General features: G+C 50.0%; 6 protein-coding genes and 1 pseudogene. 3 read left to right on the top strand and 4 right to left on the bottom strand.

From position 1 onward, the window contains the following. Position 1: 1 nt before the first annotated feature. The 3 genes and pseudogenes from QM717_RS11590 to QM717_RS11580 form a co-directional block, all read right to left on the bottom strand. Positions 2 to 529 (bottom strand): GNAT family N-acetyltransferase, encoded by a 528-nt coding sequence (locus QM717_RS11590; RefSeq protein ID WP_415037628.1) that lies wholly within the window; start codon positions 527 to 529, stop codon positions 2 to 4. Positions 530 to 701: 172 nt separating this feature from the next. Further along, positions 702 to 2,061: pseudogene (locus QM717_RS11585) on the bottom strand (UDP-N-acetylmuramate--L-alanine ligase). 40 nt (positions 2,062 to 2,101) lie between these two features. Continuing rightward, positions 2,102 to 2,797 carry a tetratricopeptide repeat protein gene (locus tag QM717_RS11580; protein ID WP_415037627.1) on the bottom strand — a complete coding sequence of 232 codons (696 nt, stop codon included), beginning with the start codon at positions 2,795 to 2,797 and terminating at the stop codon, positions 2,102 to 2,104. A 350-nt stretch (positions 2,798 to 3,147) separates the two neighbouring features. Here QM717_RS11580 and QM717_RS11575 point away from each other — a divergent pair, with 350 nt between their 5' ends. The 3 genes from QM717_RS11575 to QM717_RS11565 all read left to right on the top strand — a co-directional run bounded on the left by QM717_RS11575 (position 3,148) and on the right by QM717_RS11565 (position 23,632). After that, positions 3,148 to 11,256 (top strand): PKD-like domain-containing protein, encoded by an 8,109-nt coding sequence (locus QM717_RS11575; RefSeq protein ID WP_415037626.1) that lies wholly within the window; start codon positions 3,148 to 3,150, stop codon positions 11,254 to 11,256. A 187-nt stretch (positions 11,257 to 11,443) separates the two neighbouring features. Then, positions 11,444 to 17,011: a GEVED domain-containing protein gene (locus QM717_RS11570; RefSeq protein WP_415037625.1), complete on the top strand. Its 5,568-nt coding sequence runs from the start codon at positions 11,444 to 11,446 to the stop codon at positions 17,009 to 17,011. Positions 17,012 to 17,152: 141 nt separating this feature from the next. After that, complete coding sequence (locus QM717_RS11565) at positions 17,153 to 23,632, top strand: MG2 domain-containing protein (RefSeq protein ID WP_415037624.1); 6,480 nt, start codon at positions 17,153 to 17,155, stop codon at positions 23,630 to 23,632. Positions 23,633 to 23,710: 78 nt separating this feature from the next. On the opposite strand, the gene QM717_RS11560 is transcribed toward QM717_RS11565, so the two are convergent. Further along, positions 23,711 to 25,861, bottom strand: a complete 2,151-nt coding sequence (locus QM717_RS11560) for a S46 family peptidase (RefSeq protein ID WP_415037623.1) — start codon at positions 25,859 to 25,861, stop codon at positions 23,711 to 23,713. Between the last annotated feature and the right edge of the window lie 108 nt (positions 25,862 to 25,969).

Raw genomic sequence — 25,969 nt, 5'->3', positions numbered from 1 at the left:
TTTATTTTCGCGTGTCAGTGGCTTGATGACCCTTGGCCTGAGAAGAAAAAACAAGCAAAGGCTCCCCTTCTACTTCAATGGCATGGTCATAATACAAACCGAGTTTTTCCAATAGTTTGATCGAACTGCCGTTTTCGGCTTTTGTGGTCGCCAAAACAGTAGGTTTTTCTTTGCCCTGACTTAGTTCGTTGAGAATGGCCCTGGACGCCTCATAAGCATAGCCGCTTTTGGAAAACTCCGGTAAAAATGCAAATCCGATGTCGTGGTGCGCCAGGTAATCGCGTTTGATGTAGGTTATGATTCCTATTTTAGCGTCATCTTCCAAACGCTTGACGACCCAATAGGTAACATTGGGATTTTGCAGGATCCGCTGCAGGTAATTTTTGGCATCTTCCAGATTGTGCACGTTGCGGTCGCCGATGAAAGTGAGCCATCCTTTGGTATTGACCAATTCAAAGATGAATTCGGCATCTGCAGTATCCAATGGTTGTAAACCCAACCGGTCTGTTTTGACAAAGTATCCCTTCATTTTTTTACGCTTTTGAGATTGAACCGATTCCGTGTATTTCAGTTCGGGTTTGCATTAGGGATTGCAGCGGCATCCTTTTGTGTAGTCCCGACACTTTGGGACTACACAAAAGATAAAGCGGAAAGCCCGGCCGCAGGCAACGCCCCAAAAAACTAGGCCGAACGGAGCGAAGCTAAATCAACGTCTTGATTTCATCGAAATTCAGTCCACCGTAGTTGCCCGAACTCATTAAAAGCAACGCAATCTGCTCGGTATCGAACTTGAGGTGGAACAAATATTCCTTGAACGCCGCCGGGTTGGTGTAAATGATCAAATCCTCGCGGTTGAACGCCTTGCCGATTTGCTCGGCGGTGATTTCGTCGAGTTTCTTGATCTTGACGGCATCGGGCGAATAAAATACCACAGCCACATCGGCATGGTCGAGCGCGCCTTCGTATTCCTTGAGAAATTCTGGATTAAGGCTCGAATAGGTATGCAGTTCGAGACAGGCGATGAGTTTCCTGTCGGGGTATTGTTCCTTGACGGCTTTGGTCGTGGCGGCCACTTTACTCGGGGAATGTGCAAAATCCTTATAAGCGACGTTGTTTTGATTCTCGGCGATTTTCTCGAGACGTTTCGATGCGCCCTTGAACGTGGCGATGGCTTCATAGAAATCGGCTTCGTCGACGCCCATCGCCTGGCAGATCCATTTGGCGCCGGCGAGATTATTTAAATTGTGTGCGCCGAAGACTTCGATTGGCATATCGCCTTCGGGGGTTTCGAGCAAGGTCACGCCATTTTTAACCGAATAATTGGGCGTGCTGTATGGAATCTTGCGGATCGGGTTGGTCGCGGCTTCGGCCACACGTTTAACCTCGGGGTCGTTTTCGTTGTAGACGAGCATGCCGCCGTTGGTGATCAATTTGATGAAGGTTTCGAATTGTTCGACATAATTCTCATAGGTCGGAAACACATTGATGTGGTCCCAGGCAATTCCCGAAATGAGTGCGATATTGGGTTGGTACAGATGGAATTTCGGTCGTCGGTCGGTCGGTGACGACAAATATTCGTCGCCTTCAAGCACGATAAAATCGTTGTCTTCGGTTAAATGAACCATCGTATCGAATCCTTTCGAGCTGTGCGCCTACCATATAATCGACTGCGATATTGTGGAAATGCATCACATGTAAAATCATCGAGGTAATCGTCGTTTTGCCGTGCGAACCGCCGATGACGACACGTGTCTTGTTTTTGGATTGTTCGTATAAGAATTCAGGGTACGAATAAATCTTGAGTCCGAGTTCCTGTGCCTTGAGCAATTCGGGGTTGTCGGCCTTGGCGTGCATGCCCAGAATGACCGCTTCGATATCGGAAGTGATTTTTTCGGCAAACCAGCCCATTTCGGCCGGTAACAGACCTTGTTTTTCGAGTCGGGTCTTGGAGGGTTCGAAAATCGCGTCATCGCTTCCGGTGACCTGATAACCTTTGTGGTGCAACGCCAGGGCGAGGTTGTGCATGGCGCTTCCGCCGATGGCTATAAAATGTGTACGCATTTATTGTTTAACTGTTTAATCGTTCAATTGTTTAACCGAATTAACTTTTGGTTTTGTTGTAATCGGCCCAGACGGCTTTGGCTTTCTCGGGCTGGTTCATTTTGTTTTGGTAAAGGTCGGCTAATTTTTGATAGGTTGTTTTGGAATGTCCGATTTCGATGGCTTTCCGGTAGCAGCTTTCAGCCACGGCATAACGCTCGAAATATTCGGCGATGCGTCCTTTGGACAGACAGCCGTCCACCGGGGACAACGCTGCCAGTTCATTGGCATAGCGCGTCGCTTTGGATTCGCTGCCGCCGAAAATACCGGGCAGTTGCAGATACAATTCGACCAAGGCCCAGCGCGCTTCGAGGTGTTTGGGATTGAGTTTGATTGCGCTCAGGAAAGCCGTTTCTATTTCATCAATCATCGTGAGCGCACGCAACCTATTGGCATCATTGGCCATCATGGCTAGGGCGCCGCCGAATTTGTACTGGTAATCTGCGTTTTGGGGGTTGGCCGTTTTCAATTTCCGGTAGCACGAAACCGCCGCATCCCATTTTTTCGTATGGCTATAGATATCCCCGATGTACTCTATTGACTGTAAATGATTTGGATGCGCCTTGAGGTCGTTTTCAAAAAGCGGTTTGGCCTGAAGAAATTTTTGCGCGGCGAACAATTTTTCGGCTTTCTCAAAGTCAGTTTGCGAAAGGACAGAAAATGGCAAAAGCAAAAAGGTCAGAAAAATGAATTTCATATCCGGGATTGAATTCCAAAAATAGCGAATTAAGATTGGATTTTTGAAAAACTGCTCGCGATTTGCTTGAAAAACCTCGTTGAAACGCATTAAAAATCGACGAAAACCATAGGAAAAATCGCTCGCGAAGCCTTATAAATAAAGACTTTATCGTTTTTCTAACACTTTTTGAACAAAAAACTGCAATTAATCGATTATTGGTGTTCGTTGTCTGAAAAATTAGAGTTCCGCAACGATACAAAATAACTTTGTTCCATGATTAATGCAAAAGACCTATGCTTATGAAAAAGAATTACTTACTCTTCGAAAAAACATCAATCATCAATATTAATCACTTAATTTTCAATCTAATGTCGACATTTAAATTTCGTCTGACCTTACTTTTTTCATGCCTTTTTCTTTTGGCAGCCACTTCCAAGGTTTCTGCCGCGGTTGGACTCAGGGGAAGTTCCTCTGCAACGACCAACGGCAACTCGCTCGTCATCAACAAACCAGCCGGTGTCATCACGGGCGACATCATGTTCTTGACGATTTCGCAAAGAGGTTCCAATACCTTGAATGTGCCGGCCCCGGCAGGATGGACACTGATTTCATCCCAGGATTTGGGCGGAGGCACTGACCGAAGGGGAACCATACTTTACCGCATAGCCACGGCTGCTGAAGCAGCAAATTACACCATTGCGCTCGACAATGATTCCAACGGAACGGTCGGCGCAATTGTCGCGTTTTCTGGCGTAAATACCGCTACGCCTTTTGATGTCGCCAATACCGCGATTTCTGTACAAGGCAGTCAAGTTGGTGTAGTTGCTCCTGGCAAAACAACGGTGACGGCCAACGCGGCTGTCGTGATGTTCGGGATGGCCGTAGACAGCTCGCCTACCTTTACTACCGCAGGATGGAACACCACCAATCCCGGTAACTTAACCGAAATATATGATGTACAGAATGCCGGCAGAGCAACCGCTGGGGCCGCTTGGGCAATCAAACCAGCCATCGGCGCAACCGGAAACGGAACCGTTAATATGTCTGGCGCCGAACGCAACGGCGGACTCATAGTCATCTTGCGTCCTGCACTGACTCCCCCAACAGTAACCGGATTATCTCCTAATAATGGATGTGCTGGTACCACACCTACTACAGTAGTCATTACCGGAACCAATTTTACCGGGGCAACCTCCGTAAGTTTCAACGGCACGGCCGCCACGCCATTTACGGTAAACAGCGCCACACAAATCACAACGACTTTACCCGTCGGTGCCACCACCGGAACTGTAAGCGTCACAACGCCTTCGGGCACCGGGACCAGTTCAATCACATTTACCGTAAATCCGGTACCTACTGTGGCCCCGATTACCGGAACATTAACCGTTTGTCCAACGGCCACCACCCCGCTTTCCAGTGCGACCGCCGGCGGTGTTTGGACCAGTGGAAATACAGGAATTGCAACCGTAAACAGCAGTACCGGTTTGGTTACCGGTGTCAGCCCCGGAAATGCCGTAATTACTTATACCGTTACCGGTAACGGATGCAGCAATGCCACTACGGCCACGGTCACTGTGTATTCACCGACAGCGGTTTCCGGTCCATCTTCGGTTTGTATCGGAAGTACGATCCAGATGTTGCCTTCTTCAGGCGGAACATGGGTCAGTAACAATGGCACAGCCGCTTCGATCGACACCAATACCGGAATTGTTACCGGTTTGGCAGGAGGAACCGTCACTTTTACCTTTACCGACAGCACTACCGGATGTTCTTCTACAACAGGAAACGTAACGGTTCTTATCGCTCCAAATGTCACTGCACATCCAAACCCGCAATCGGTTTGTTCAGGAAGTCCGGCGACTTTCAGCATTAGCGCCACAGGTTCCAATCTTACTTACCAATGGTACAAAGGCGCGACACCTTTGGTCAACGGCGGTACGATTTCTGGCGCCTTGACCAATACCCTGCAAATTTCATCTGCCCAATTGTCTGACATCGCCGCCGACTATTATTGTGTGGTGAGTGGCAGTTGTTCGCCTGCGGCCACTTCAAACATCGCCGCGTTGAACGTGACCGAAAGAGTGGTCATCACGGCCCAGCCAGCGGTGAGCCAATCGTTGTGTTCAGGAAATACCGCTACATTCTCAGTGAGCGCCACCGGGGCCGGCCTGACCTATCAATGGTACAATGGCGCAACGCTTTTGGTCAATGGCGGCAACATTTCGGGAGCGACAAGTTCGTCCCTTTCGATCAGCAACCTGACTTCGGGTGATGCTTCGGCCAACTACCACTGTGTCGTTAGCGGCATCAGCCCATGCAACCCTGTCACTTCGAACAACAGCGCACTGATTGTCAATGACGGTCCAATCGTGACCGTACAACCTGCGGTATTGCAAACCGTCTGTGCCGGATCTTCGGTGAGTTTTTCGATTACCGCTACCGGCGGAAGCTTGACCTACCAATGGTACATCGGCGCAACGCCTTTGGCCAATGGCGGCAGCATCAGCGGCGCCACCACACCGACACTGACGATCAATCCGACTGTCCCTTCAGATTCGGCCAACAATTACCGTTGCGTAGTGACCAATGGGTGTGTGTTGCCTGCCAACTCGAACAATGCAGAATTAGTGGTCAATGAACGTCCTTATATTTTCTCTTATACCGCAACAACCTGTAGCGGTGTTGCTTTTGCGATTGCCCCAACGAATGGGGTACCAACCGCTGCAACCATCGTCCCTTCGGCAACCACTTACTCCTGGCCAGCACCTACTGTAACGGGGGGTATGACCGGTGGCAGCGCCGAAAGCGGACAACACGGCATCAGCCAGACGCTCATCAACCCGACCAATACGGCCCAAACCGCCACTTATACGGTGACGCCAACCTCCGGAACTTCAGGAAATTGTGTCGGCACACCTTTTACCATAAGTGTCACTGTAAACCCAACTCCATTTATCGTCAACATGACACGCCAGACTTGTAGCGGCGTCACGTTGACCATTACCCCGGTCAATGGCGGCGGCAACATCGTCCCTGCCGGCACCACTTATTCTTGGAGTGCTCCATCGGTGACTGGCGGTATGACCGGCGGTGCCAGTGGAACCAACCAAGCTTCGATCAGCTTGAACTTGACCAATCCGACCAACACGATGCAGACCGCCACTTATAACGTGACGGCGACTTCGGGGGCTTGTACAGGAAGTACTTTTACCATTGCCGTAAACATCAATCCGAAACCGGATGTCGCGGCAGACCTGGCCACACAAACGATTTGTTCGGGAACGGCCATTTCGGCCATTACCATGAGCAATCCCAATGGTGTTGCCGGAACGATCGATTACAACTGGACCCGTAACAACACGGCCAACGTGACTGGAATGCCTGCTGCTGGAAACGGCGCGGTCATTACGGGCAATTTGACCAATACCACGAATGTACCGCAAACCACAACATTCACACTTACGGCCACTTCAGATGAAGGCTGTATTTCGGATGTGATAACCGTGAGCGTTACCGTTACGCCGATACCTACTGTATCTGCGGCGCCTTCAACGCAAACCGTTTGCTCGGGCAATGCGATTGCAACAATCAATTTCAGCAACCCGAACAATGTTCCCGGAACCACTTACTCGTGGACACGTGACAATGTGGTCAACCTGACCGGAATTGCGGCCAGCGGCACCGGAACCAACATCACTGGAAATTTAACCAACAATACCACTGTACCGCAAACTACAGTGTTTACCATCACGGCAAGTTCCGGAGGTTGCGGCAACAATACGACTACCGTTTCGGTCATCGTCAATCCGAGACCGGACGTAGCGGCCTCTCCTGCCACGCAAACTGTTTGCGGTGGTATCGCGATGACACCAATCCTGATCACCAACCCAAATGCAGTTCCTGGAACGACTTTCAGTTGGACACGCAACAATGCGGCAAACGTGACTGGAATTTTTGCATCGGGAACAGGCACTACCATTACAGGCACGCCAAACAACATCACCAATGTAGACCAAACCGTTACATTCACGATTACTGCGACCCGTGCCGGATGTCCATCGACTGCGGTAACCGTCGACCTCATTGTTCGGCCTAGCCCATTGGCCGTAGCGACTCCTGCCACACTGGGCGTTTGTACCGGCTCTACTGCCAATATCAATTTCAGCACCAGCAACAATGTGGCTGGAACCACTTTCGACTGGACCCGCGACAATGTCGCCAACATCGGTGGCTTACCGGCCAGCGGCAGCGGCAACATCAGCGCCGTGGTGACCAATGCCACCGCAGTAAACCAAGTAACCACATTCACGATTGTTGCCACGGCTCCTAATGGATGCCAACGCACCATCACGGCAACATTGACGGTATATCCGGTCTTGGTGGCTCCAGGAATTGAAGATTCACAGGTGGTTTGTTCGGGATCAAGACCGACGACTTTCTTTATGACGACACCGGTTTCCGGCGGAAATCCATCGGCTTATACTTACCAATGGTACAGCAGTACGACCAGTGCTACCGGACCTTGGACACCAATTGGCGGCGCGACTGGCGCAACTTACCAGCCGCCAACAACCAATGGCGCTACACCAAACACCTGGTACCAGATTGTGGTGACCAGTTGTGCCACTTCGGTGACCAGTAATGCGGTTTCGGTAGTGGTGGCCAACAACAACAACTTCAATTTCTCGATTGATTTTGGAGGTGGAACGGTTTGTTCGGGTGCCAATTTTAATCCGCGTATTTTCTCTTTGCACGGAACCGGCGCTTACATCCGATATACCTGGATTGCAGATCCGGCATACATCAGCCCTACAACAGGCGGACCAATCGGCGATACCGGTTGTCTGTTTGGCCTTTGCTTATCGGATGCCACTTTACCACTGGTGGTGACCAACAATACCAACGCCAACGTAACGACGACCATTTCGATTACGCCTCAGATTTATGATGCAGATACGAATGCATTTATTTGTTCCCTGTCTCCACAAACGACCAACGTAACCATCCGTCCAAGACCGACCGCTACGGCTACGGCTCCAAATTCTTTGATTTGCAGCGGAACCAGCGCCGGTATTTCGGTGACTTCAAATATGACACCAACTTCAGCGATGACATACAGTTGGACCAGAAGTGCCAATGCGAGCGTGACCAGTTCACAGGCAACAGGAACTTCACCAACGGTCGCTACCGGAAACAGTTACACAATCCCGGATGTGTTGACCAACACCAGCGCGGTGAACCAAAACGTAACTTACACCATCACACCTAGCTTATCTCCTAGCGGATGCGCAGGCACACCAACGACAATCACCATTACCGTTTCCCCGCAATTGTTGCCGGGTACCGTTGCAGCCAACCAAACATTGTGCAACGGCGGCGATCCGGTAGCCTTTACACAAACCGTAGCAGCTACAGGCGGCGGAACATTGACTTACCAATGGCAAATGAGCACCACCAGTGCAACTGGTCCGTGGACAGATATTCCAGGTGCGACCGGCTTGACTTACGATTCGGGTGTTATCACACAAACGACTTGGTTTACCCGTGTGGTGACTTCTACCATCAGTGGCATCACTTGCTCCATCGGAAACACCACACCGATCCAGGTATCGCTCAACAATATCGTTCCTGGCGTCATTGCAGGCGACCAAACAATCTGTAACGGCGGCAACCCGAATGCGTTTACCGTACCAACGCCTGCCAGCGGAAGCGGCGCCATTACCTACCAATGGCAAAGCAATACGACCGGATGCGGTGGCACGTTTACCAATATTGGCGTAACTACGGCTACCTATGACGTACCTGCCGGATTATTGGTGACCACTTACTACAGAAGGGCGGCCATCTCTACATTGAACGGCGTGCCTTGTACCGATTACAGCAACTGTGTTACCGTGTATGTAAACAACCTGACCGGCGGAACTGTCGGTTCAGATGAAACACTCTGTGGCAACAACCCTGCAGCGTTTACGGTTATCACACCATCGACCGGATTGGGCACCTTGACGTACCAATGGCAAAGCAACACCACCGGATGCGGCGGAACCTTTACCAATATTCCGAGCGCAACCTCGGCGACCTATGACCCGCCAGCCGGAGTGACCGTCACTACTTATTACAGAAGGATAACCACCTCAACTTTCAACGGTGTCTCTTGTTCAGCCAACAGCAACTGTATTACCGTAACGGCAAACAGTGTCACTGCAGGCTCAATCGGGAACAACCAATCGGTTTGCGGCGGTGGCGATCCGGCAGCCTTTGTCGAATTGTCTCCGGCCAGCGGCACGGCACTCACTTACCAATGGCAGATCAGTACAGCCGGCGGTGCAGGCCCATGGACCGATATTCCTTCGGCTACGGCGGCGACTTATGATCCACCTGGACCATTGACCGTAATCACTTATTACAGACGTCTGGCGATTGCCACCGTCAACAGCTCTAGCTGCTCGGCTCCGTCGAATTTCGTGACCGTGTTCATCAACAACGTAACGCCATCGACCGTTGCAGGCGATCAAACCTTCTGCGGATCGGGCAACCCGGTTGCGTTTACCGTGACGACTCCGGCTACTTTCAACGGCGTTCCGTCTTACCAATGGCAATCGAGTACCGTTGGATGCAGTGGACCGTGGACCAACATCGTCGGCGCCAACAGTGCCACTTATGATGCGCCCGTCATTTCGCAGACCACCTATTACCATGTGATCGCGACATCGACCCTGAACGGTACGCCATGTTCGGCAACGAGCAACTGCATTACGGTAACCAGCAACGGCAAAACGTGGAATGGTTCGGTAAACACCGATTGGAATACGCCAGCCAACTGGACACCGGCAGGTGTTCCGACAGCAATCAACTGCGTAACAATCCCGAATACATTCAACAAGCCTTATGTGCTTGGCGCCAATTTTGTTGCCTATGCTTACTCTTTAAACATTTTGAGCGGCGGAGCCCTCGAAGTGACTTCGTCCAACAGCATTACTGTAACCGATGCAGTTAATGTACAGCCAAGTGGTGGTTTTACCATCCTAAACAACGCAAGTCTGGTACAGATCAACAATGTAGCCAATATCGGAAACATCAATATGGCACGCACTACGCAACCGATGTACCGCTACGATTATACCTATTGGGGTTCTCCGGTAACCTCGGCTTCAGGTTATACTTTGGGAATGCTTTCGCCTCAGACTTTGGCCGACAAATATTTCAGTTGGAATCCGACCAATGCCGGCGGCAATGGCAACTGGGTACCGGAAAGCACCGCAACGGTCATGAATCCGGTTAAAGGATATATTGTCCGTGCGCCGCAAACTTATTCGACAAACCCTACGACAACTCAAGCGTATACCGCTAATTTTGTAGGGGTGCCGAACAACGGTAACATTTCGGTTCCGATTGCCATCGGTACCATGGCCCCAGGTTTGTTCAACGACAAATTGAACCTGCTCGGTAACCCATATCCGTCTGCGGTAGATGCCAATCTGTTCCTGAACCACAGTACCAATGCTTCGTTGATTGATGGTACGATTTATTTCTGGACACACCATTCACCGCCGAGCGCTGCCTATGCGAATCCGTTCTACGGCAATTTCACGTACAATTATACCGCGGGCGACTATGCAACTTATACTTCGCTGGGTGGAACCAATACAGTCCCTGCAGGTTATGGTGGACCAACCCCTAACGGTTACATCGCCGCAGGTCAGGCATTCTTTGTCAAAGGTTTGGCCAACGGAAATGCGATCTTCACCAATGCGATGCGTGTGAGCGGAAACAATGGCGCGTTCTTCAGATCGGCCCAAACCGACAAGCAACGCGTATGGCTCAACCTGGCCAATGCACAGGGTGGATTCAGCCAGACGCTCGTGGGTTATGCCGATGGTGCGACTACCGGTTATGACAGAAGTTTTGACGGCAGTTCATTCAGTGGTAATTTCGTTTCGTTCTACTCGATCTTGGAAGACGAACAGAAACTCACCATCCAGGGACGTCCATTGCCGTTTGAAGTGAACGACCAAGTACCATTGGGTTACAATGCCACTGTAGCCAATACGTACACGATTGGAATCGATCATTTCGACGCCCCATTCGAAGCACAGAACATCTATCTTGAAGATAAGTTGCTCAACGTTATTCATGACCTGAAAGTGGCCCCTTATAGTTTCACCTCTGAGGCCGGAACTTTCAACACCCGTTTCGTATTGCGCTACACCACTACTACATTGGGTGTAACCAACCCTGATGCGGCTGTCGGTCTGATTGCCATCATCGCCAACGAGAAATTGATGGTACAGGCTTCGGAGAACATCAAGCATATAGAAATCTACGATATTTCTGGCAAATTGATCAAGACGTATGATCCGAAATCGACTGCCAAAAAATTCGAATCTGAATTCCATTATGCCGAGGGTATTTACATTGCCAAAATCAGATTGGAAAACGATGCGATTGAAACACGCAAACTCATAAACAGCAAATAGTTATAAACCTATTTTCTTGTTAAAAAAGCCACGCTTCGTCCATTGGAGCGTGGCTTTTTGCATTTCATCGATATTTTTTTCAACAATTGTTTTTTTTGCAATAAATATTCCTATTTTGCGAGTCACTATTTACTTTTTTTAACGTAAATTTGAATATACCACAGAAAATATCCAAAAATGCTAGAATATGAACAACTACTACAAATTCATCAGATTCAGCCTACCTTTATTTTTCCTTTTGCTGTTGGGAAATACCGCTTTTGCACAAACGGTACTCACGTATAACACTGCAAGTCCAGGCGCAGGAACTTGGGTCTGTCCAGCCGGTGTAACCTCCGTTCAGGTAGAAACCTGGGGTGGCGGTGGCGGTGGCGGATATGCCAAGAACACCAATGGCTATGGCGGCGGTGGCGGTGGTGGCGGTGGCTACACTTCGACCAGCGTCTCGGTAGTTCCGGGCACCACCTATTATTACACAATCGCTGCAGGAGGAGCTGGAGGTTTGGCTGCAACCAATACAGCCGCAACCCCTGGAGGCTCAAGCTGTTTTGGAACAGGTGCTGCCTGTACCGGAATATTGAGTTCTGCAGGTGGCGGTACACAAGGAAGCAACGCTATTGTTCCAGCAAGTGCCAATGGTCCTGGCGGGGCAGGAGGTGTCGGTGGAACTTTTAACGGCGGAAATGGCGGAAATGGTGTAAACGCAACCAATGCGACCGGCGGCGGTGGCGGTGGCGGTGGCGGTGCCAGTACAACCGGATTGGGTGGCAACGGTGCCGGAAAAACAGGCGGAACCGGTGCGGCCGTAGGTGGCGGAAATGGTGCCTCAGGCACACAAGGAAGCCCCGGAGCGACCGGAAATGATATTGGCGGCGGTGGATCTGGCGGACACAGGACTGCCGGAAACAACCAAAATGGTGGTGCAGGAGCCGGAGGACAAGTCCGTTTGACCTATACTCTTCCGGGCTGTAGTGCCCCAAGCCAAGCTACCGCATTTGTTTTGGGAACCCCTACCTCAACGACACTTCCAGTCAGTTTCTCGGGTACTGGAAGTGGCTACCTGGTTATTAGTTCTTTGGCCAATACCCCTCCTTCACAACCTGTAAATGGCACAACATATTCTGCGGCCAATATTGCGACTTTGGGCGCCGGGTTCACTTTTGTCCAAAGCGGGGCTTCGACAACCATCGCTTCAAGTGGGCTTAATGGAAATACCCGTTACTATTATTTCATCTATGCCTTCAACGATGCGTCGTGTTCAGGCGGACCTGCTTACAACGCTTCCGGTCCTTTGACCGGGAACGGGGTTACCTGCCCTGCCGTACCGAATACCGTGGGCACAAGCGCAGTGACATCGAGCGGTTTTACGGTCAACTGGACAGCACCTACCGGTGGCTCTGCGGCAACGATTACGTACACCTTGCAAATCACGAGCGATGCGGGTTATTCACTCAACGTGGGCGCCTCGCCTTATACCTTGGGCGCTGCGGCTGTCTCACAAGCCATTGCCGGCCTTGCACCGGGAACCACTTACTATTACAGGATCTTGGCCAATAACGGTTGTTCGAGCACTTATGTTTTGGGTAGCGTAACTACAACTGGCGGCTATTGTTCTTCGACCACATCGACTGGCACGACAAGATACATCAATAACTTTTCGACCTCGGGTGGTATCTCCAACGTCAACAATTCTACTGCATTTTCTACTGGCGGTTATGGAGACTATACCGTATTTTCGGCCTCACAGCTAGCCGGGCAAGCGATCAACTTCTCCGCAAGTTATACGGGCGGAACGTTCGGGTTTGGGATTTGGATCGACTGGAACAGCGACGGTGATTTCTTGGATGCATCCGAAGCCGTTTTTAATTCTGGCGCCTACAATGCTTCCAACACCGGTACTTTTACCGTACCGGCCTGGGCTACCGCGGGAAGCAAAAGGATGCGCGTGAGGGCCGACTGGCTCGCCACTAGTCCGGCTGCCTGCGGAACAATTACTGACGGAGAAACCGAAGATTATACGTTTATCGTGGCCACACCGTTGCCATGCAACACTTTCCCAACTTCTTTCAGCACCAGCAATTTAACCGCGACGACTGTAACCTTGAACTGGGGAGCCCCTTCGCCTGCGCCAAGCAACGGATACGAATACTACCTCTCTACCAGCCCAAGCTCGCCTACCGCAGGAACTACGCCTACGGGAAGCACCGCGGCCGGGGTCACTTCGGTCAACGTTACCGGACTGACCGCCAACACTACTTATTATTGGTGGGTTCGTTCGAACTGCAACGGAACCGACAAAGGATTCTGGGTCGGCCCGGCTTCATTCTATACAGCCTATTGTTCTTCTACTTCTGTGAACACTGGGTATTACATCAGTAATTTTACCATCACCGGCGGAATCACCAATTTCAACAATTCTACAGGTCTTTCCGCTGGCGGTTATGGCAACCATACCGGAATTTCAGCGAGCCAACAGCCGTACAGTTCGGTCAACTTTTCCTCGACTTATTCGGGCGGAACTTTTGGTTTCAACATTTGGATCGACTGGAATGATGATTTGGATTTCAACGATACGGGAGAAAAAGTGTACGGCTCTGGAAGCTACAATGCCTCCAATACTGGAACTTTTGCGGTTCCTGGATCGGCAACCGTTGGTTCGCACCGTATGAGAATCCGTGCCGATTTCAACCAAACCAATCCCGTGGTTTGCGGCCCGATCAACAGTGGGGAAACCGAAGATTATACTTTTACCGTCGTAGCGATGGCTTGCAGCGGAAATCCTTCCAACCTTCCGGCCACCGGTATCGGATTGACTACCGCGACCATCAACTGGACAGCGGGTTCACCGGCTCCAGCCAGCGGTTACCAATACTACTATTCAACCTCGGCTTCTGTCCCGGCTTATTCGACCACGCCTTCGGGGGCGGTAAGCGCCGGAGTATTGACTGCAAATCTTACCGGATTGGCTTCCGGAACGTTGTACCATGTGTGGGTAAGAGCCAATTGCGGCGCCAACCAAGGCGTTTGGGTCGGTCCGTTGACATTCACCACCAATGTGGCCCCTCCGATCACGACAAGCGCGAGCATTTGCCAAGGGGCTGCCAGCAGTGCCGTCAGCGGAACAGCTTCTTGTACGACATTCACCAATTTGGGCAACACCATTAACGGATCCTGGGATGCCACTTCGGATCCAAGAGCGGTTCGTCCATTGATTTTCATTTCCAATTCACCGATTTGTCAATTCGACACGGGTGGGTTGACGGCGAATTATACCGCGCTGAATTTCACCGTCACCGTCACCGGAAGCTATACGTTTACGATGCCTAACACCACCGCCTATGATGCGATGGGTTACATCGTTATCCCACCATTCACGCCAGGGGATTGCTCCAGCGGAACCTGGATTGTAGGCGACGACGACAGCGGCGCGACCACCTTTGAACCTTTAATGACGGCCACCTTGACCGCGGGTACGAGCTATGTGTTGTACACCACTTTGTACTCTGGTTCCGACATCGCCTTGACCAACAATTACACTTGGAATGTTACCGGACCGGGAAGCATCTCTGCACTGGCTTCTGGTGCGTTGCAATGGTACACTGCTCCATCGGGCGGAACACCAATTGCAACCGGTTCCAACTTTAACCCAGTCGGTATTCCTGGTTCAGGGGTAACGAACACCAACACACCGGGCACAACCGTATTCTATGCGGCTTGTTCGGGTTCTCCGGGCATCAGGACTGCTACCAATTACACCATTACCGGACCGACATCGGTGCTTTCTGGCGATGGACCGGTTTGTTCGCCAACAGGAACCTTGATGACCGTTAATTTTACCGGTACCGCGCCTTGGACATTCACTTATTCAGATGGCGTTACACCGGTTACCGTGACCACATCGACCAACCCATACACTTTTACAGTATCGCCTGCAGCGGCTTCCACCTATACCATCACGGCTTTGAGCGATGCCAGTTGTACCGCGATCGCGGCCAACAGAACAGGAAACGGTTATGTGCGTTCGAAAACATGGAACGGAAGCGCAGGAACCGATTGGAACAATACGGCCAACTGGACACCAGGCGGCGTTCCGACCTCGTCGGATTGCGTCGTCATTCCGAATGTGACCAACGACCCGATTGTCAATACCGGGAATGCCTGGGCCTACAACCTTACCGTCCTCAATGGCGGCGTGCTCAACATTGCCAGTAATTATGCCATTACCGTAACCGATGTGGTCAACGTGAATGCAGGCGGAACTTTTGAACTGGCCAATGCCTCGAGCTTGATACAGGTCAACAATGTAGCCAATACCGGAATCATCCGCATGACACGAAATTCCCAGCCGATGTACCGTTACGACTATACTTATTGGGGCTCACCGGTGACACAGGCTTCGAATTACACCTTGGGCATGTTGTCCCCGAACACATTGGCAGACAAGTATTTCAGTTGGATTCCTTATCAAGGCAGCAGTTTTGGAACTTGGTTACACGAAACCTCCGCCTCAGTGATGGATCCGCGCAAAGGATACATCGTCAGGGCACCGCAAACTTTTTCGATGGATCCGGGAACGAAGGCCATTTACCCGGCGTTGTTCATTGGAACGCCAAACAACGGAACCATCAATTGTCCAATCTTGTTCGGAACAATGGGCGCCGGAACCAATAACGACAAGTACAATCTTTTGGGCAATCCGTACCCGTCATCGGTGAGTGCGGCCGCTTTCTTGAACTTGGCCAACAATGCCAATGTAATTGACGGAACCATTTATTTCTGGACACACAATTCGGCCATCAGCGTGGTGTATCCGGATCCATTCTACAATGACTTTGTCTACAACTACACCGGTTCAGATTATGCTTCATGGAACAAACTCGGAGGCGTGGGAACTGCGGCATCTACAGGCGGACCGGCTCCAAATGGCTACATCGGTGCCGGGCAGTCGTTCTTTGTCCGAAGTTTGACTTTCCCTGGCGGAAATGCGATTTTCAACAACAGCATGCGTTCGGCGGCCTACAGCAATACGCAATTCTTCCGTCAGGCGGAAGGAGTCAATCCGCAAACGGCCAATAACGAGGAAGACTTCGAGAAACACAGGCTGTGGCTCAATTTTACCACTGCTTCTACCTTCAGCCAAATCCTGGTAGGCTATGCCGAAGGGGCCACTTATGGCTGGGACCGCGGTTATGATGGTGTTCGCTTTGATTACGAAAACAGCAACTCGCTGTACTCGCTCGTCAATGGGGAACCGCAGGTCATCCAAGGAAGGCCGTTGCCGTTCAATGAATACGACGAAGTACCGCTCGGCTACATCTCGTTGGCCAACAACAGTGAATTTACGGTCCGCATCGACCACTATGACGGGGCTTTTGAAAACCAGAGCATTTACATCGAGGACAAATTGCTCAACGTAATCCACGACCTCAGGCAAAGTGGCTATACGTTTACGACAGCCCAGGGTCGTTTTGACGATCGTTTGGTATTGCGTTACACCAATGCGACATTGAGCAACAACAGTTTTGAGGTGGACGGTGTTTCTGCCTTCATCCACAACCGTACGCTTCATGTTGCCGCTACCGAAAACATTGCCGACATCACTGTGTATGAACTCAACGGAAAACTCGTTAAAACCTACCAAGGTTCGGAAACCAAAGTTTTTGAGGACGATTTCGTATTCGCTACCGGAATTTATTTCGCCAAAATCAAATTGGCCAGCGGGCGCATCGTCAACCAAAAGCTCATGAACAAATAAACCGTTTAAACACCGTTTCCAAAATCCGTTTCGAAAATGAAACGGATTTTTTTTGCCCTGACAGAAATGATTCTTTTAAAAAAGACTTTTTTTTACAACCTTTAGGTGTTCTAAATGCTCTTCGAAAGAAACCCCGTTGGTATGAAAAAAATATTATTTGTCCTCTTATTGAACGCTTCTGCCCTATTCGCACAGCACAACCGCCAGGAATGGGAAAAAGTGACCGCTTTTGAAAACGAAGGAAAAATCCAATCGGCCAATGAAGTCGTGTTGAAAATACACGCCGAAGCGGTCGCCAGCCAAGAGGAGACGCAAATCATCAAGTGTTTTTTTCACCTGGCAAAATACATGAGCTTACGCGAAGAACGCTCGGAAGAACAGATCCTGGACCTGCTCAAAAACGACTTGGCGAATGTTTCAATTCCATCCAAGGCCATCCTGCAACTCATCTATGCCAAGTGTCTGATCAATTATAAAAATGAAAATTGGGGCGAAATCCGCAGCCGGACAGCAATCGATTCGACTGCCTCGAAAGATTTCCTGACCTGGACAATCCAAGATTTTGAAGCGGAAATCAACAGCAGCTACCACAAAATACTAGAAAATGAAACGGTCTTAAAAAAGACATCGCTAACGGCCTACGAACCCTTGTTCAATTATTTTACCGTTGAAAAATTTAAGACGGAAACGTTGTACGAGTTTCTGCTCAAAGAAATGATTGCGAGTAAAGGGCCTGACATCAATTGGTATGATCCGCAAAATGTATCGCCAAGCACGCGCCAACTTTTTGCCAACACCACACAATTCCTGTCACTGCAACCCGATTCCCTGCCCCAGAAAAACCAACCGGTCCTGAAATTATTGCAACTGCTCGAAAAACAGGCGCCAACACCCGAGAACCAATTCCTGCGACTGCTTGCCTGCTACCAAAAAATAACACCAGCCGCGCCCGAATTGATCAAGGCATTGGAACGATTGCAAAAAACGACCACCGATCGGTTCCTGTTGCAAAAAATCCGGTATGAAAAAGTGGTGCTTTACGCCAATCGGGTTTCGAAAAATGAATTTCCCAATGGAAATATCGAGATGGTCAAAATCCTTGACAGCATCATCGCCGAAGACAACCATACCAATGCCTACAAACTCGCCATGGCCAAACGTGGCGAAATCACTTCGAAAAAAATCGCATTCAAGCTCGAGCGTTTCCTTTACAACAACCAACAGTCTCGGGCATTGATCACTTATAAAAACGTCGACAGCATTCGGATTTCTTATTTTAAGATTGACCACAAGACAATGAATCGGCTCGAATCCGATCAAAAGCCCGGCAGTATTTTGGAATCGATTGTCAAAAACAACTTACCGATACGGCGTTTTTCAAAGGCACTGGTCAACAAAAAAGACTATTACGAATATACCACCGAAGCAATCCTGCCACCTGTCGGGACCGGGGTGTACCTGGTTTATTTTGAATGCGATTCAGACAATCAAACGACCAAACCGTTCACTTATGACCTGATCACCGTAACCGATTTGGCCGCATTTGGACTCAGGGAAGCCGATCGGGAAATCTATCAGGTCGTCGACCGGAAAACCGGCAAACCTGTAGCAGATGCCTGGATACAAAACGGCCAACAAAAGGCCAAAACCGACAAAGCCGGGAAGGCCGTTTTTAAAATCAGTCCGAACGACCATCGGGGAACCCCGATCCTTTTTGCAAAAGCAGGTGACACGCTTCGAAATGCGAAGCCCTACATCGGCTATTTCGGCAAGCAAGACGACGAGGAGGAGGAAGAAAAGGTATCGGCCAAAGTTTCTATGTTCACCGATCGCGGCATCTACCGTCCGGGACAAACCGTCCATTTCAAGGGCATTGCGATCCAACAGAAGAAGCACAAAATGAGTACAATTGCGCAACTCAAACTCAAGCTGACCCTCAGCGACCCGCACTACAAGGACCTCAAGACACTCGAGGTCACAACCAATGAATTTGGTTCTTTCTGGGGCGAATTCACCTTGCCCAAAAATGCGGAAACCGGCGGTTACCAGATCGGCCCTGAAGAACCCGATGGTGTCGAAGACGATCCCAAATACAACAAAAGAAAAGACGAACATCCGTTTTGGGATCATGTCGATTTTGACACCGAGGATGCTTTTTTTAATGTGGAAGAATACAAACGTCCGAAGTTTGAGGTCGATTTCGAGACCATCAAAGAAAACCTAATGGTTGGCCAAAAAGCAAGCGTCACAGGAATAGCCAAGGCTTTTGCCGGAAGTATGGTGACCGATGCCGAAGTCCAGTACAGCGTGGTCCGCGACACTTATTATTCTGAAAAGCGATTCTATGGCACAAGAGAGACGGTCGCCACAGGCCAACTCAAGACGGATGCTTCCGGAAAATTCCACATCGATTTTATGGCTACGGCACCTGCGGGTTCCGACAAAAAAAATCGGCCGGTTTATCACTATACTGTCCAGGCGTCGGTAACCGATATCAATGGCGAAACGCACGATGGAAAATTGACTGCAAAGGCCGGCTACCATGCCTTGGAGTTGGGAATCGGCATGGCTGAAAAAGTACGCGCGAACGAAAAAAATACCCTCAAACTCTCCAGCACCAACCTCAACGGCCAACCCATTGCGACCAAAGGGACTATCACGATTTTTTTCCTCCATGCCCCGTCGGCGAAATTCAAGCAACGGATTTGGGAAAGACCCGAATTGGAAGGCATCCCGGATCCAGAATTCGAAAAATTATTTCCTTACGAGCACAACGAAAAGGCAACCGATGCCGTTGGGACATTGCGCCATACCATCAATGTGGATACCGAAAAAGAAAAACTGCTCGCGCTCGATTTTATGGCCAACTACGATTCGGGCGTGTACCGCGCAGAATTTACGGCCAAAGATGCCTGGGGCAACGAAATTACGACAAGCAAGAAATTCATCCTCCAGCAACCGAACGAATGGTTCGACGCCAACGCGATCGTCAGCCTCACCGCCATCAACCCATCTCCAGGCACCGACGGTTTTGTCGAATTGCAAATTACTTCGGTCATCCCTACGCTCTACCTTCACCTCGTGGGGGCGCACAACAACAATAATTTCTTTACCAAGGAAGTCGAACTGCGCGACCACAAAGCCATGGTCAGGATTCCGTTGCCGAAGGATTTTTACGGAAGCGTCAAGATTGGCTGTGAAACCTTTTTTGAAAACGACAGTTATTTCCCGAACCTGGAAGTAAAGGTCCGCCAAAAGAACCAAACATTGACCTTGGAAGCCGAAAGCTTTCGCAATAAAATTGAACCCGGAGCGGTTGAAAAATGGTCGTTCCAATTATCCGGCGACCCAAAATATGCCGCAGAAGTATTGGCCTCGATGTACGACAGCTCGCTCGATCAATTCAGCAGCAGCTATTGGAATCCAATCGAATTCGATGACCGCCATTACAATCCGTTCCTCCAACGCACCGTTTTAGGGATCCAAAAGTTGACGGCCAGAATCCACCAGAACAAGGCAAATCCGGCCGGATACAAGCTTCACAATGAAAGCATCCGGCTCAACTGGTTCGGGTTTCATTTCACACCCGACCCTTTCCAAATCGAGCCAAGCGATGCGTCTATCACCCGAAAATCACCCCAGCCCAGCAACCCCAAACTGGTTTATGGAACCGTCACCGACGTGTTTTCCCCATTGCCTTCGGTAGTGGTCAAGGTCAGGGGAACCGATCGCGCTACCCAAACCGATTTTGACGGTTATTACGAAATTGAAGCCTCACCGGGCGAAGTATTGGTTTTCTCCTTTTTGGGTTTCAGCGACGAATACATGATATTGGGCAGCTCAAAACTGGTCGACATGGACATGCAATCAGATGCCATTGCCGTCGGCGAAGTAGTCGTAACGGCCCAAGGCATCAGCAAGGAGAAAAAAGCGCTGGGCTATGCGGTCGCCGAAACCGATGAACGGACCTACGAAGGAAACGACAATTTGCTGAAAACCTTTACAGGCCGGGTAGCCGGGGTCGCCATTATCGAGGAAGACGATGCTTTGGCAGGGGCGGCTAAAAAAATAATTATCCGCGGCTACAGCACTTCGTCAGGTTCAACCGGAGCGCTCATCGTGATCGACGGGGTCGTTTCGGAAGTAACCGATATGGCGGGAATTATCGATGCCAATGTTGCCTCGATTACCATTCTAAAAGATTTTCAAGCCACCGCTTTGTATGGTTCCAGGGGTGCCAATGGCGTAATACTGGTGACCACCAAAACCGCCGTCAACGAATTGACCCAAGTCAAAGCGCGTACAAACCTTGCTGAAATGGCATTCTTTTATCCCGATTTGCAAACCGACAAGAAAGGACGGTTTTCTTTTAGTTTTACCGCCCCGGAGGCATTGACCGAATGGAAATTCCGCCTGCTTGCCCACAATAAAAAGGCGGAATCCGGATACTTCCAACAGTCGGTTCTCACACAGAAAGACATCATGGTATTGCCGAATTTCCCGAGGTTTTTGCGCGAAAAGGACACCCTAACGCTGACGGTCAAAGTTTCGAATGTAACAGACCAGCCCAAATCGGGCAACGCGCTGCTGCAACTTTTTGATGCCTCGACCATGCGGGCCATCGATGGGCAAACAGCCAACGGCGACAACCTGCGCAATTTCACCATCGTCCCATTCGGCAATACCACCGTCAGTTGGAAAATTGTCGTTCCCGAAGGCGTCCAGGGCATCCAATACAAAGTGCTCGCAAAAGCGGGTCGTTTTTCTGACGGGGAAGAAAACATCCTGCCGGTTCTGAGCAACAGGATGCTGGTCACCGAATCCATCCCGATTTGGGTCAAGGGAAATTCGAAAAAGGAATATGTTTTCGACCACCTCAAAAACAACACTTCGGCCACCCTCCGGAACCAACTGTTCACTTTGGAGTACACCGCCAATCCTATCTGGCTGGCGATCCAATCATTGCCTTACCTGATGGAATATGAGCACGAATGTGCCGAGCAGACCTTTGCGCGTTTTTATGCCAATGCATTGGCTTCGGACATCATCGGCAACCATCCGAAATTGGCTGCGGTATTGGATACTTGGCGCAAAGACGGCCAGTTGGTTTCTGCACTCCAGCGCAACGAAAAGCTACAGTCGATCGTACTTTCAGAAACGCCTTGGCTCAACGATGCACAATCGGAAGAAGAAAAGAAAAAAAGGCTCGCCCTGCTTTTCGATCTCGAAAAAATGAAACAATCCCAACAGGCCACGTTTGATCAACTCAAAAAGAAACAGCTTGCTTCAGGCGCGTTTGCGTGGTTTGCCGGCGGAGGCGAAAGCGAATTCATCACGAGGCACATTTTAGCCGGTCTGGGGCATCTGCAAAAACTCAATACCAAAGGGCTCCCGGCAGAAAAAATAACCGAAATCACCCAAACCGCACTGCCATTTCTCGACGGTAAATTCAATGCTGCGGTTGCATCGCAAAACCAAGCCAAACTGGCCCTTCCGAGAAACCGTTACAGCGAATTGCATTACCTGTACACGAGAAGCTTTTATCTTGCGAAATATCCCGTCAATGAAGGTACCCAAAAGAACATTGACCGGGAACTGCGGGCACTCCAATCGGGTTGGCTCGGTTTATCGTTGTATGAAAAAGGCATGGCAGCCTTGGTGCTGTACCGTTTCGGGGAGGCGCAGACTGCCCACAAAATACTGGCCCACCTCAAGGAAACCGCTTCGACCCATACCGATTGGGGCATGTATTGGAAAGGCAATGATACCGGACACCATTGGTACCAAGCGCCCATTGAGACGCAGGCATTGCTGATCGAAGCCTTTTCCGAAATCAGTCGCGACAACCAAGCGATAGACGAAATGAAAGTCTGGCTCATCAAATCGAAGCAAAACAGGAATTGGCCGACGACGAAATCGACCACCGAAGCCATTTACGCCCTGTTGCTTCAAGGCAGCGATTGGCTCAGCGTAAAGGGCAATACCGAATTCAAGATAGGAAATGAAAAAATCCTGACGCAAAAATTGGCCGACAATGCCGCCGAAGCCGAAACGGGTTACCTCAAACTGAACTGGCAACCCGAAGATATCAAGCCTGAAATGGCGCAATTTTCGATTCAAAACAAATCAACGGTGCCCGGTTACGGCGGAGCGTATTGGCAGTATTTTGAAGATTTGGACCAAATCAAATCGGATGGGAAAAGCGTACTTTCGGTCAAGAAGGAATTGTATATAAAGTCGAATACCAACCAGCATTTGCAACCCATCGGCCAACAGAATCTGCCCAAAATCGGCAGCCTGGTCACGGTCCGCCTGGTCATCACCGCCACGGAAAACATGGAATACGTGCACCTCAAAGACCTGCGCGCTTCCTGCTTTGAACCGGTCGATGTATTGTCTGCTTACCATTGGAACAGCGGCCTGGGCTATTACCAGAGTACACGCGATGCAGCCACGCATTTCTTTTTCGATGCGATTGCCAAAGGAACCTATGTCATCGAATACGACATCCGTGTCAACAATACGGGGAATTTTTCGAATGGCATCAGCACCATCCAAAGCATGTATGCGCCTGAATTTTCGAGCCACACCCAAGGCATCCGCATCCACGTGCCCGAATAGATCAAGAGTATAATCCACAAAAAAAATCCGGCTCAGTTTCCCATGCCGGATTTTTTTTTATGCTAAGTTTCTATCAGATTATTTCGCAATCGTCATCTCGTCTACGATGTGCTTGGCACTCGAGAATTTGTCGATGACCCAAAGCACATAACGGATGTCCACGTTGATGGTTCTTTGCAGATCCTTGTCGAAGATCACGTCGCCGGCCATGGCCTCGATGTTGCCGTCGAAAGCCAAACCGATGAGTTCGCCCTTGCCGTTCAATACCGGTGAACCTGAGTTACCGCCGGTGATGTCGTTGTCGGTCAGGAAGTTCACGTGCATCGAACCGTCTTTGTCCACATAACGGCCAAAATCTTTGGTCTTGTTCATGTCGAGCATTTTGGTCGGCAAATCGAATTCGGCATCGCCTTTTTTGTATTTCTTCACCAGACCGTCCATGGTCGTGTAGTTGTTTACTTTGGCATCGTTGCGTTTATCGGCCGGCAAAGCGCGTACTTTCCCGTAAGTCAGACGCAAGGTCGAGTTCGCATCCGGATACTGGATCGTGTTCAATTTCGATTCCCTCAAACCTTCCACGAGGTTGCGGAACGCCTTGGCGAAATCATTTTCCAACTGCGCCTGCTCGTCCGATTTCTTGCGGAAATGCGTCACAATATCATTCGACATCTGGTACAACGGATCGTTGGCTACCGTTTCTGCATTCGGATTTTTCAAGAACGCCTCAACCGATTGTTTCGAAGCAAACATACTTTTCGCAGTCGCATCGTTGACCCAAGCCGTGAAGTTTCCGCCGTTGGTCGCTTTTTCCTTGGCCACCATCGGAGCCAATCCGTACTCGGCACCTTTGGCCGCATACAAATTCAATTGCGCCGTAAAGATGTCTTTCTCTGCAGGAGCGTAGAATTCGGTGTAGAACGCTTCGAGTTGCTCGTTGATTTTTGGCAACATCTCGGCTCTCTTGGCTTCGTTTTCCTTGCTGTAAGCCATCAAAGCGTTACCCAAGGTCTGTGGCATCAAACCGTAAGCCGAGGTACGGATCATTTGCGTCACGTAGTTGTCGTGGCGCGACTTGATGTTGGTCTTGTCGTAGAAATTGTTGATGGTCGAAACGACGTTGCCGTATTTCTCCTTGTTCTCGGCCTTGTTCGCCCAAGTGTTGAATTTGGCTTCCTGCGCCGCTTTGGTCTTCGCGGTTCCGTGCTTGGTCAGCGCGTCGATCATTCCCTGACGGTTTTTCCAGTAGTTGGCCGTCTGTGCATATTTAGAAGCATACATGAGGTTGACTTTCTCATCCTTGTCCATGTACTTTTTCATGTTGTCCATTCCCGTTTTGGCCCCTTCTACCCAAGCAGGATAAGCATATTTTACGTTCTGCTCGATCCCGTTTGCCGGCATCCAACGGTTGGTTCTTCCCGGATAACCCAAAATCATCGCGAAGTCGTTCTCCTTTACGCCTTTCATGCTCACTGGCAAGTGGTGTTTCGGGTGCAAAGGCACGTTGTTTTCTGAATATTCGGCTGGATTTCCGTCTTTGTCGGCGTAGACGCGGAACATCGAGAAATCGCCGGTGTGGCGTGGCCATTCCCAGTTGTCGGTGTCGCCACCGTATTTTCCGATGCTTTCCGGCGGCGTACCGACCAAACGCACATCTTTGAAATCCTGGTAAACAAAATAGTAATATTCATTGCCTTGGAAGAACGGACGCACCGATACGGTGTATTTTCCGCCTTCGCTGTTTTCTTTTTCAATCGAAGCGATTTCCTGTTGGATCGCCTTGTTTCTTTCGGCCTCGGTCATTTTGTCGTTGACTTTCGACAAGATTCTTTTGGACACATCGTCCATTCTGACGAAGAAACGAACGAACAGCGATTTCGGCTTCATCTCGGCTTTTCTGTTGGCCGCCCAGAAACCATTCTTGAGGTAGTTGTTTTGTTCAGAAGACAACTCGGCAATCGCGTCGTAACCGCAGTGGTGGTTGGTCAGGATCAATCCGTCTTTCGAAATGATTTCCGCGGTACAGCCCCCGTTGAACTGCACGATCGCATCTTTGAGACTGTGGTTGTTGATGCTGTAGATTTCCTCGGCAGTCAACTGTAAGCCCATTTTCTGCATGTCCCTGTGGTTGAGCCTTTCGATAAACATCAGGAACCACATCCCTTCGTCGGCCTTCACGCTCATCGGCAACAGCATGACTGCGGCGATCAGGGAAAAAATAAATTTCTTCATATTGTTTAAGTTGTAAATTAGTTAATACGCGTTAGTAGTCTGCCCAAAATTGATTTTGTTACATTTCGTTGAAAACTAAAGCGCTTTTTCGGATGCGCGAATATAGTT

Source organism: Flavobacterium sp. (assembly GCF_047602195.1).
Lineage (GTDB): Bacteria > Bacteroidota > Bacteroidia > Flavobacteriales > Flavobacteriaceae > Flavobacterium.
Note: the sequence above shows the minus strand (reverse complement) of the source record. Positions and strands in the feature narration are given on the sequence as shown.

Bases quoted from the DNA above. Each gene is read 5' to 3' on its own strand.
- QM717_RS11590 (WP_415037628.1), bottom strand. From the start codon at position 529: ATGAAGGGATACTTTGTCAAAACAGACCGGTTGGGTTTACAACCATTG.
- QM717_RS11580 (WP_415037627.1), bottom strand. From the start codon at position 2,797: ATGAAATTCATTTTTCTGACCTTTTTGCTTTTGCCATTTTCTGTCCTT.
- QM717_RS11575 (WP_415037626.1), top strand. From the start codon at position 3,148: ATGTCGACATTTAAATTTCGTCTGACCTTACTTTTTTCATGCCTTTTT.
- QM717_RS11570 (WP_415037625.1), top strand. From the start codon at position 11,444: ATGAACAACTACTACAAATTCATCAGATTCAGCCTACCTTTATTTTTC.
- QM717_RS11565 (WP_415037624.1), top strand. From the start codon at position 17,153: ATGAAAAAAATATTATTTGTCCTCTTATTGAACGCTTCTGCCCTATTC.
- QM717_RS11560 (WP_415037623.1), bottom strand. From the start codon at position 25,861: ATGAAGAAATTTATTTTTTCCCTGATCGCCGCAGTCATGCTGTTGCCG.